The organism is Endozoicomonas sp. SESOKO4, assembly GCF_024606275.1.
The window spans coordinates 1-9,247 of the sequence record NZ_JAHHPS010000559.1 but is presented as its reverse complement, the minus strand read 5'-3'; the positions used below and the strand labels follow the sequence as shown (position 1 = coordinate 9,247).

11 protein-coding genes are annotated in these 9,247 nt (G+C 49.9%); 1 reads left to right on the top strand and 10 read right to left on the bottom strand.

The window, feature by feature from the left end; all coding sequences use genetic code 11:
- From KDK16_RS10790 to trmJ, 3 genes are all read right to left on the bottom strand, one after another.
- A partial coding sequence (locus tag KDK16_RS10790) for an Rrf2 family transcriptional regulator (RefSeq protein ID WP_257276100.1) occupies positions 1-170 on the bottom strand: 170 nt, incomplete at its 3' end.
- A 393-nt stretch (positions 171-563) separates the two neighbouring features.
- Positions 564-1,370 (bottom strand): serine O-acetyltransferase, encoded by an 807-nt coding sequence (gene cysE, locus KDK16_RS10785; RefSeq protein WP_257276096.1) that lies wholly within the window; start codon positions 1,368-1,370, stop codon positions 564-566.
- 55 nt (positions 1,371-1,425) lie between these two features.
- Positions 1,426-2,217: a tRNA (cytosine(32)/uridine(32)-2'-O)-methyltransferase TrmJ gene (trmJ, locus tag KDK16_RS10780; protein WP_257276095.1), complete on the bottom strand. Its 792-nt coding sequence runs from the start codon at positions 2,215-2,217 to the stop codon at positions 1,426-1,428.
- A gap of 320 nt (positions 2,218-2,537) precedes the next feature.
- Here trmJ and KDK16_RS10775 point away from each other — a divergent pair, with 320 nt between their 5' ends.
- Positions 2,538-3,449, top strand: a complete 912-nt coding sequence (locus KDK16_RS10775) for an inositol monophosphatase (RefSeq protein WP_373690705.1) — start codon at positions 2,538-2,540, stop codon at positions 3,447-3,449.
- 50 nt (positions 3,450-3,499) lie between these two features.
- On the opposite strand, the gene KDK16_RS10770 is transcribed toward KDK16_RS10775, so the two are convergent.
- From KDK16_RS10770 to KDK16_RS10740, 7 genes are all read right to left on the bottom strand, one after another.
- On the bottom strand, positions 3,500-4,039 hold the full coding sequence (locus KDK16_RS10770) for an isochorismatase family protein (RefSeq protein WP_257276094.1): 540 nt from the start codon (positions 4,037-4,039) through the stop codon (positions 3,500-3,502).
- A gap of 39 nt (positions 4,040-4,078) precedes the next feature.
- A complete protein-coding gene (locus KDK16_RS10765) occupies positions 4,079-4,324 on the bottom strand; it encodes a hypothetical protein (RefSeq protein WP_257276093.1) in 246 nt (81 codons plus the stop codon).
- Between the two features lie 94 nt (positions 4,325-4,418).
- Positions 4,419-5,369: a protein translocase subunit SecF gene (gene secF, locus KDK16_RS10760; protein ID WP_257276092.1), complete on the bottom strand. Its 951-nt coding sequence runs from the start codon at positions 5,367-5,369 to the stop codon at positions 4,419-4,421.
- Between the two features lie 10 nt (positions 5,370-5,379).
- Positions 5,380-7,242, bottom strand: a complete 1,863-nt coding sequence (gene secD, locus KDK16_RS10755) for a protein translocase subunit SecD (RefSeq protein ID WP_257276091.1) — start codon at positions 7,240-7,242, stop codon at positions 5,380-5,382.
- A gap of 219 nt (positions 7,243-7,461) precedes the next feature.
- Positions 7,462-7,800, bottom strand: a complete 339-nt coding sequence (gene yajC, locus KDK16_RS10750; protein WP_257276090.1) for a preprotein translocase subunit YajC — start codon at positions 7,798-7,800, stop codon at positions 7,462-7,464.
- A gap of 66 nt (positions 7,801-7,866) precedes the next feature.
- Positions 7,867-8,979, bottom strand: coding sequence for a tRNA guanosine(34) transglycosylase Tgt (tgt, locus tag KDK16_RS10745; RefSeq protein WP_257276098.1), 1,113 nt, complete (start codon positions 8,977-8,979; stop codon positions 7,867-7,869).
- 142 nt (positions 8,980-9,121) lie between these two features.
- Positions 9,122-9,241, bottom strand: a complete 120-nt coding sequence (locus KDK16_RS10740; protein WP_373690982.1) for an S-adenosylmethionine:tRNA ribosyltransferase-isomerase — start codon at positions 9,239-9,241, stop codon at positions 9,122-9,124.
- Positions 9,242-9,247: the final 6 nt, after the last annotated feature.

Below are 9,247 nucleotides of genomic sequence, written 5' to 3'. Positions count from 1 at the left end.
CTGCAGACCAGATCTTCCCGACGGAGACGAGAGAACAGCTGCTCCAGATAGGACAGAGAAATACCCTGGCGATCGGAAATATCAGCCAGTGCCACCGTACCTTCATCAGCATGAAGGGCCAGATCCAACATAGCGGTTACGGCATAACGCCCCTTCGTTGTTAATCGCATGCTGGCACCATCTCCGAACTAGCCGACATGAGCCGGTGTTATCTAAAGAATCCGATCTACTGATTTGCTGCCTGTCCCGACAGCCGCTTCACCCTGCATACGTATAGAAACCACGACAGGATCAGTATTCGTGCGGATTATGGAATACCCTAGTAATTTAGTCAAGTATTATAAATAATAGCGTGAAAGCCCCCTTTTAGCCTTAAACCAGCCAAAGCAGGAAGGATTAGAAAAGAATCAAACAGAGACTAAGTCAGGAATTTTAAAGCAGTCGATTTAGCTTAATAATCAACTGCCCAACCATCCAGAAATGCGACTCAAGGGTGCTACAAAAGTGCTGCGACCTATAAGCCGACGCTATTGTATACAAGCAGCGCTCTGCGTCCAAGCAAATTATGGGGTCGAGAAAGCCTCATCTTCGGTATCGGATTTGACGCTGGCAAAGTCTTCTTCCCTTAATTCAGGCAGCTGCTTGTCACCGCAATCAAGCCCAAGCTCCCTAAGTGTGGTACAGAGTGCCTCTATACGGCCATCCACTGCCTGCATATGATCCAACATGACAGATATTGCATTTGCCGTAGGGTCGGGCATATCTTCGGTAACTGCGTAAGCATCAAAACCAATTTTTTCAGCCATTTTCTGGCGCCGACTGTCCACTTCTTCGCGCTTTTTGACGATACGCCCCGGTATGCCCACCACGGTCGCACCTTCAGGCACTTCACGGACTACCACTGAATTAGAACCAATTTTGGCATTTGCGCCCACAACAAAGGGACCGAGCACCTTGGCACCAGCACCGACCACAACACCCCGCATAAGCGTCGGGTGACGTTTACCCTGATTGGAAGGGTGTTTTTTCCCCCTGTTGGGTGAAGTTCCTCCCAGCGTCACACCATGGTAAAGAGTCACATCATCATGAATGATGGCTGTCTCACCGATCACCACGCCCATCCCATGATCTATGAAGAAGCGTCGACCAATGCTGGCACCAGGATGTATTTCTACGCCGGTCAACCAGCGACTGAATGTAGACAGTGACCGACCCAACCAACAGAAACCAGATTTCCAGATCTTATGCGCTGCACGATGCAACAACAAAGCATGAAGCCCCGGATAGTTGGTAAGAACCTCAAAGGTGCTCCGAGCAGCCGGATCACGCTCCATGACCGTTCTTATGTCTTCTTTTAAACGTTTTAGCATGGGTCAATACGTCACTTGTTATCTAGTAACTACTGTTATTTTTGAATCTTCACTCTTACTTCTTTTGAATATTTCCGGCCCTATCACCACAACCGGCAAACTTTCCGGTCTCTGACAAAATACCTCTCAGAATACTCAGCTCGACGCGGTCTGGACGAATGCGACCGTACATCCGCCTGAGCTTAGCCATGATCTTCTCATGACTGCTGTGCTCAAGAAAGCCAATTTGTACCAGCGTCTTATACAAATGTTCATAGAAACGCTCCACATCATCCTGAGATGCCAGATCATGGGTTCTCGGTGAAGGCAGCGGCACCTCGCCCCGGGTGATGGCCAGCCATGCCATTCTTAATTCATAAGTCATCACCTGAACAGCGGCTCCGAGGTTCAGAGAGCTAAAATCTGGATTGGTGGGGACATGCACCTGTAGATGACACATCTGTAACTCTTCATTAGTCATTCCACGATCTTCCCTGCCAAAAACCAGAGCAATATCCCCTGAACTTGCTTCACAAAGAATCTGGTTAGCACAGGCACGTGGATCCACAAGAGGCAGTGACACCCCTCTGACTCTGGCACTGGTACCTACCACAAAGTGGCAGTCCGCCACCGCCTCTTCCAAAGTCCTGACCACTCGGGCATTGACCAGCAGATCATCAGCTCCGGATGCCAGTGCATCAGCCTTACCTGAGGGAAATTCCTGCGGCTCTACCAACACCAGCTTGCTGAGCCCCATGGTCTTCATAGCCCTTGCCGCCGCTCCGATATTACCCGGATGAGTGGTATTGATCAGAATAATGGAAATATTGTCGAGCACCAATGGCTCAATTGCGACTGCGTCACTCACTGGGGAATATCTCGTTTGAACCACAAAAGGAGCCAAAAGCTCATCAAGAACCATAAAACGCATCCAAATTTTGTAGCGGACGAATTTTATGATGCAAACAATCCAATCGGGGAGTGTAACCCAAACAATGACTGACAGCCACGAGAGCGAAGTCTCTATTAGCCGTAACCGAAAAACTGATAACAACCCGTACCCTCATCCTGAGCATCATCGTTAAACAGATACTGCACAGAAACACATCGAAAGGTTCCTAACCACAAATAACACTGCTATACTCCACCGCCTGTTTTCCCAGTCACTGGCCCAGCAACCGGAGCTTTATGATTCCGGAGAAGGAAACCAGTCTGTACCAGTACCAGGCTGCCGACCCCCTCGGTCAGCATTTTGATCTTTCACAGTCAGACGTAGTCCAGCCTATGCAACCCATGGTGAATATGGCCTTGCGAGCAGCTCGCTCAGCCGCCGAAATTATCCTTCACGCCCACCAGGACCTCGAGAGCCTCAAGGTGCAGGCAAAAGACCGGAACGACTTTGTCACTGAAGTAGACAAAGCTTCCGAGAAAGTCATTATAGGCGCTTTAAAGAAGGCGTACCCCGACCACGGATTCTTTGGCGAAGAGTCCGGAATTATTGAAGGAAAAGATGAAGGCAAGGACTACCTCTGGATCATTGATCCACTGGACGGCACTACCAACTTCATCCGTGGCATTCCTACTTTTGCTATTTCCATCGCCTGTCAGTTCCGTGGCCGCATTGAACACGCTGTTGTGCTCGACCCCATTCGCGACGAAGCATTTTGTGCCAGCCGTGGACAAGGCGCCACACTGAACAGCAAACGCATTCGCGTGAGCAGTCGCAAGAGCCTTGAAGGCGCTTTAATCGGTACTGGCATTCCATTCTCGGGCAACCACCTGAACCATCTGGATGGCTACCTGAACATGATGCGCTCCCTGCTGGGCGATACAGCTGGCATTCGTCGTGCTGGTGCTGCCGCACTGGATCTGGCCTACGTGGCCTGCGGCCGTCTGGATGCTTTCTGGGAATTCGGCCTGCAGAAATACGATATGGCGGCCGGCATACTGCTGATTCAGGAAGCCGGCGGTCTGTGCAGCGATTTTAACGGTAGACACGACTTCCTTGACAAGGGGCAGGTCGTCGCCGCCAACCCCAAGTGCTTCAAAGAAGTACTGCAGCGCATTCGCCCATTTGCCCATGACAATATGGGACGCTGATCTACCAGAGCCTTACCCTTCTTGGGGTAGGGCTCACTTGTGAGGCAAAATCACTTCACCAGTTTAGCCACATCTCGAAAAACATCGCACTTTGCTGTTCTCATCAGTTCAAACAGTGACATTTCAACATTGGTCATCTCAACCCCCATGCGCGCCAACTTGTCTAACGCCAGTCGCTTGCTATGCTCTGATCTGGAGGATGTCGCATCTACCACTACTTCAACTTCATAACCCGAAGCCATTAAATCCAGAGCCGTTTGATAGACACATATGTGAGCCTCAATACCTGCCAACAGAATTTGTGTTTTTCCTGAAGCCTTGAGCGAGTCCATAAACGTCTTCTGCCCACAGGCACTGAATGATGCCTTAGCTATAGGAGAGACACCTTCCAACTCATCGGCAACCTCGGGAGTCGTTCGTCCAAGTTTTTCGGGCAGCTGCTCCAGCCAGAAAACAGGCAACTCAAGCTTTTGAGCCCCTTTGATCATTTTCACCAGCGCATCATGCATTTTTTCCTGCTTATACATCAATGTGGCAAGCTTACCTTGAACATCAACAATGACCAGAGCAGTATTATTCTGACTCAGCATACTGACACCTCAACATGGGAGAATCACTGATTTATTAAATCACAAACTACTCCTATCTGAATGAAAGCCCACCACAATAGAGCTGACCACGATCATCGCTCCATCCATCATCTGGCGTCCCGACCATTTCGCCCACAGGCAGACAGTTGCAGATAACGCCCCAAACGCTAATTCGGTTCCTATGAGCATCAATGCCCGAGAAAAAGAGCAAATGCTGCCGGTCTGATAGTGGACTTTCAGCTCGAAGCCATCCAGCCGCCAACACGCATACTCGAACAGCGCCATACTTGGCGCACCACAAAAAAACCGACCTTTTTACAGGCCGGTTTTTCATCAGGCTAACAGGAGTCTCCATAAAAAGACTTGATAAAGACAACCATCAGGGTCTGTGATCAGCATCGTCTTCCTTAACAGGAACAATCAAGTCTTCACGACTGATCTTCATGTAAATCAGCAGGTTAGACGCAATATAGATGGAGGAATAAGTACCCACACCAATACCCACAATCAGGGCTGTGGCAAAACCATTGATCATCTCTCCACCAAACAGGAAAAGTGAGAGCAACACCATCAAGGTTGTACCAGAAGTGGCCAATGTCCTACCCAGTGTCTGGGTCAGGGATACATTGATGATTTCATCAGCACCCCCCTTTCGCAGTTTCCTGAAGTTTTCACGAATTCTGTCGTACACAATAATGGTATCGTTCAAGGAGTAACCAATGACCGCCAGTATCGCCGCCAGAACTGTGAGGTCAAACTGCAACTGCAGAAAGGAGAACAACCCCAAGACAATAATAGTGTCATGAGTCAGCGCCAGAACGGCACCAACAGAGAACTTGAACTGGAATCGGAAAGCGATATAAAGCATCACCAGCCCCAGGGCCATCAACATACCCAGCCCCCCCTGCTCTCTCAGTCGCTCACCCACCTGAGGACCAACAAACTCTACTCGCTTGACGACAACACTACCATCGTGATTCTGGTCCAGAAGCTTGGCAATATTATGACCCAGAGCCGGATCATCACCGGGGATACGAACCAGAATATCACGCACAGAACCGAACTCCTGAACAACGGCATCACTATAACCGGCCTCACCCAGCTGGTTACGAATCTCTTCCGTGTTCGCTGGCTGATCATAAACCAGCTCAATCAGGGTACCCCCCGTAAAATCCAGCCCCCAGTTGATTCCCTTGGTAGCCAGAGAAGCCAGGGAGCCCACGATCATGACAACGGAAAGAATGGTTGCGTAGGTTCGCAACTTCATAAAATTAATGGTTTTATAGCTCAGGGCTACTTTATCGCTCTGGGCTGCTTTCTTATCTGCCATTGAGACCACCTCAGATGCTCAGTTTCTTCAGATCACGACGACCGCCGTACACCAGATTCACCAGTGAGCGGGTCACCATAATCGCGGTGAACATGGATGTGACGATACCGATAGACAGAGTCACAGCGAAGCCCTTGATTGGACCGGTTCCGACGGCAAAGAGAATGAGGCCCACCAAAAGCGTGGTAATATTACCGTCAAAGATCGATACAAAAGCACGGTCATAACCATCATGAATCGCACGCTGCACCGGACGCCCCAGCTTAATCTCTTCCCGAATACGCGAGAACACCAGCACGTTGGCATCCACTGCCATACCCAGCGTCAGAACGATACCGGCAATACCAGGCATGGTCAGGGTAGCGCCAAAGATACTCATGACAGCAATCAGCAACATCAGGTTTATGGTCAGGGCAATATTCGCCAGCAAACCAAACACCCGGTAGACCACCACCATGAACATAACGACCAGACCAAGCCCCATCAGAGTAGAGTCCAGCCCCATTTTAATATTCTCGGCACCCAGGCTTGGACCGACTGTGCGCTCTTCCACAAAGTACATAGGCGCTGCCAGTGAACCTGCTCTGAGCAACAAAGCCAGCTCAGAGGCTTCACTGGACGAATCAAGGCCGGTAATACGGAACTGGTTACCCAGCGCTGACTGAATAGTGGCCAGACTGATCACTCGTTTTTCTTCACGGAAACCAGGCACCTTAACCTTGACAGATTTTCCGTCAATTTCACGGGTCTCACTTCGGGTCACAGGCTTCTGCTCAATGAAGATGACCGCCATGCTGCGCCCGATATTATTCCGGGTGGCGTTATTCATCTTCTTACCGCCGGTACTGTCCAGACTAATGTTTACCTGAGGCTGTCCACTTTCGGTATCAAAGTTGGACTGGGCACTGGAAACACGCTCACCGGTAATAATAATGTCGCGCTCCAGATTAACGGTGCGCCCCTGATAATCGAACGTCTCTGTAGTGCTTTGGGGAGCATTGGGCAGCGCCTCAAGACGGAACTCAAGGTTAGCGGTTTTACCGAGAATACGCTTGGCTTCTGCGGTATCCTGAACACCGGGAAGCTCAACAACGATACTGTTTCGTCCCTGACGCTGCACCAGAGGCTCAGAAACACCCAGCTCGTTAACACGGTTTCGAACCGTCGTCAGGTTTTGCTTAACCGCATAATCTTCCAGTTCACGGATGTACTGTTCGGAATAACGATAGGAAACAGCATGACGCTCTCCCAGATCTTCTGCCTCTACCAGCAGATCAGGAAACTCACGCTTGATAAGACGCTCGGCTTTGTCACGAGTCGCTTCATCCAGAAATGCCAGTTGGCGGGCACCGTCAGCACGCTCAGGCATAGTGCGATAGCGCAGTCTTTCCTTGCGCAGCAGCGTGCGAATTTCGGTATTGGAAATATCCAGCTTGGTCTTAACGGCCCGCTCCGTATCTACCTCCAGTTGGAAGTGCACACCGCCGGACAAATCCAGACCCAGTTTCATGGGATAAGCCCCCATAGAAGTCAGCCATTCCGGTGTCGTCGGTGCCAGATTGAGCGCTACAATATAATCATCGCCCAGCGCATCCTTAATCACCGACTTAGCCAACTGCTGTTGATCAGCATGCTTCAGTCGAATCAACAAGGCATCATTTTTGTTATCACTGGCCTTGACCTCAATATTGGCCTTGGTCAGCGCTTCTTGTGCCTTACCCTGCACACCAGCATTCATGGTTTCTGTTGAACTGGCGCCCGATATCTGAATAGCAGGATCATCGGGGTACAAGTTGGGCAGAGCGTACACAAAGCCAAGGGCAACGATGATTGCAATCAGCAGGTACTTCCACAGCGGATATCGATTGAGCATGGCCCACCGGTTCCTGTTCTATATATTAAATGCCTGGATCAGGAGCCTGTTCAAGGAACAAAAACTCTCCCTGATACTCAGGCAAAGTCCGTTTCTCCAGAAATAACCGGAAACCATCCTCGATTTCCGGTCGCGCTTTTTATCATGAAAAATTTTTCATCATCGGCGATGCAGAAAAATTATTTCTTTAAAACATGGCTCTTAATTAGCTCATGGCTGCTACTGAATGGCTTTAATAGTACCCTTGGGCAGAGAAGCAGCCACTGAAGATTTTTGGAAATTCAGCTCGATATTCTCGGCAACCTTAAGGGTAATAAACTCATCCGTAGTGTTCATGACCTTGCCAACGATACCACCAGTGGTGACGACCTCATCCCCCTTAGACAGGTTGCTGAGCAGGTTTTTGTGTTCCTTGGCACGCTTGGACTGCGGGCGCCAGATCAACAACCAGAAAATCAGTACAAAACCTCCCAGCATGATCAGCTGACCGTACATGCCAGGACCCGCAGGGGCTGAGCCAGCCGCTTCAGCAAATGCCGGACTGATGAATGGGATCATTCAGATACTCCTTAAAAACAATACACAGTTAAATTCCGTTACAACAAAAACAGGGCCGTACCCACCTCACAATAACGGTACTGGTTGACCACGCTTTTGGTAGAACTCTTCGACAAAGTTATCCAATTTACCTTGTTCAATGGCGTCTCGCAAACCTGTCATGACCCTCTGGTAGTAGCGAAGATTGTGGATTGTATTGAGCATAGAACCCAAAATCTCACCACATTTGTCCAGATGATGCAGATAGGAGCGACTGAAATTCTGGCAAGTATAGCAGTCGCAACTTTCTTCCAATGGCCGGTTATCCCGCTTATGAACGGCGTTGCGAATTTTAATGACACCCTCATCCACAAAGAGATGACCATTTCGGGCATTTCGGGTCGGCATCACACAGTCAAACATATCCACCCCACGACGCACGGCTTCAACAATATCCTCTGGCTTGCCCACACCCATCAGGTAACGGGGATGGCCTTCAGGAACTTTATTGGTGATGTGTGACAGAATGCGCATCATGTCTTCCTTGGTTTCACCCACAGAAAGACCACCAATGGCATAACCATCAAAGCCGATCTCGGTCAGCCCCTCCAGGGAACGATCACGCAGATGCTCAAACATACCACCCTGGATAATGCCAAACAGGGCTGAAGGACTGTAGCCGTGAGCCTCTCTGGATCGCTTTGCCCAGCGAAGAGACAACTCCATAGACTCTTCTGCTTCTTTTTCTGTGGCTTCGCCATCGGTACATTCATCAAAGATCATGACAATATCAGAACCCAGCTCACGCTGAACCTGCATGGACACTTCCGGACTCAGGAATACCGGGGAACCATCCACAGGCGACTTGAATGAAACCCCCTCTTCAGTAATCTTGCGCAATTTTCCCAGGCTGAATACCTGAAAACCACCCGAGTCTGTCAGAATTGGCCCCTGCCATTGATTGAAATCGTGCAGATCCCCATGCTCTCGAATAATCTCGGTACCGGGACGCAGCATCAGATGGAACGTATTCCCGAGAATGATCTCCGCTCCGGTGTCGGCAATATCCCTGGGCATCATGCCTTTAACAGTGCCGTAGGTGCCAACGGGCATAAAACAGGGCGTTTCAACCGAGCCGCGGGGAAAGGTCAGCCGTCCACGCCGAGCTTCACCATCAGTGGCCAGACCTTCGAACTGCATGAAGCACTCTTCTCTACTCATGAGCCTCTCAATTCAGATGACACAGCAGACTGCATTCATCTGACTCATTTCCAAAATTTAACCAGCTTTTAAAGTGGGAACGGGTCCGGACTTTTTCAAGCCCGACGTTCGACTTTCTTTTTCAGGCTTTTCGGGTCAGCCACATGGCATCGCCATAACTGAAGAATCGATAGCCTTCTTTCACTGCCTCGTTATAGGCCCGAAGTATGGCGTCTTTACCTGAAAACGCACTGACCAGCATTAGTAA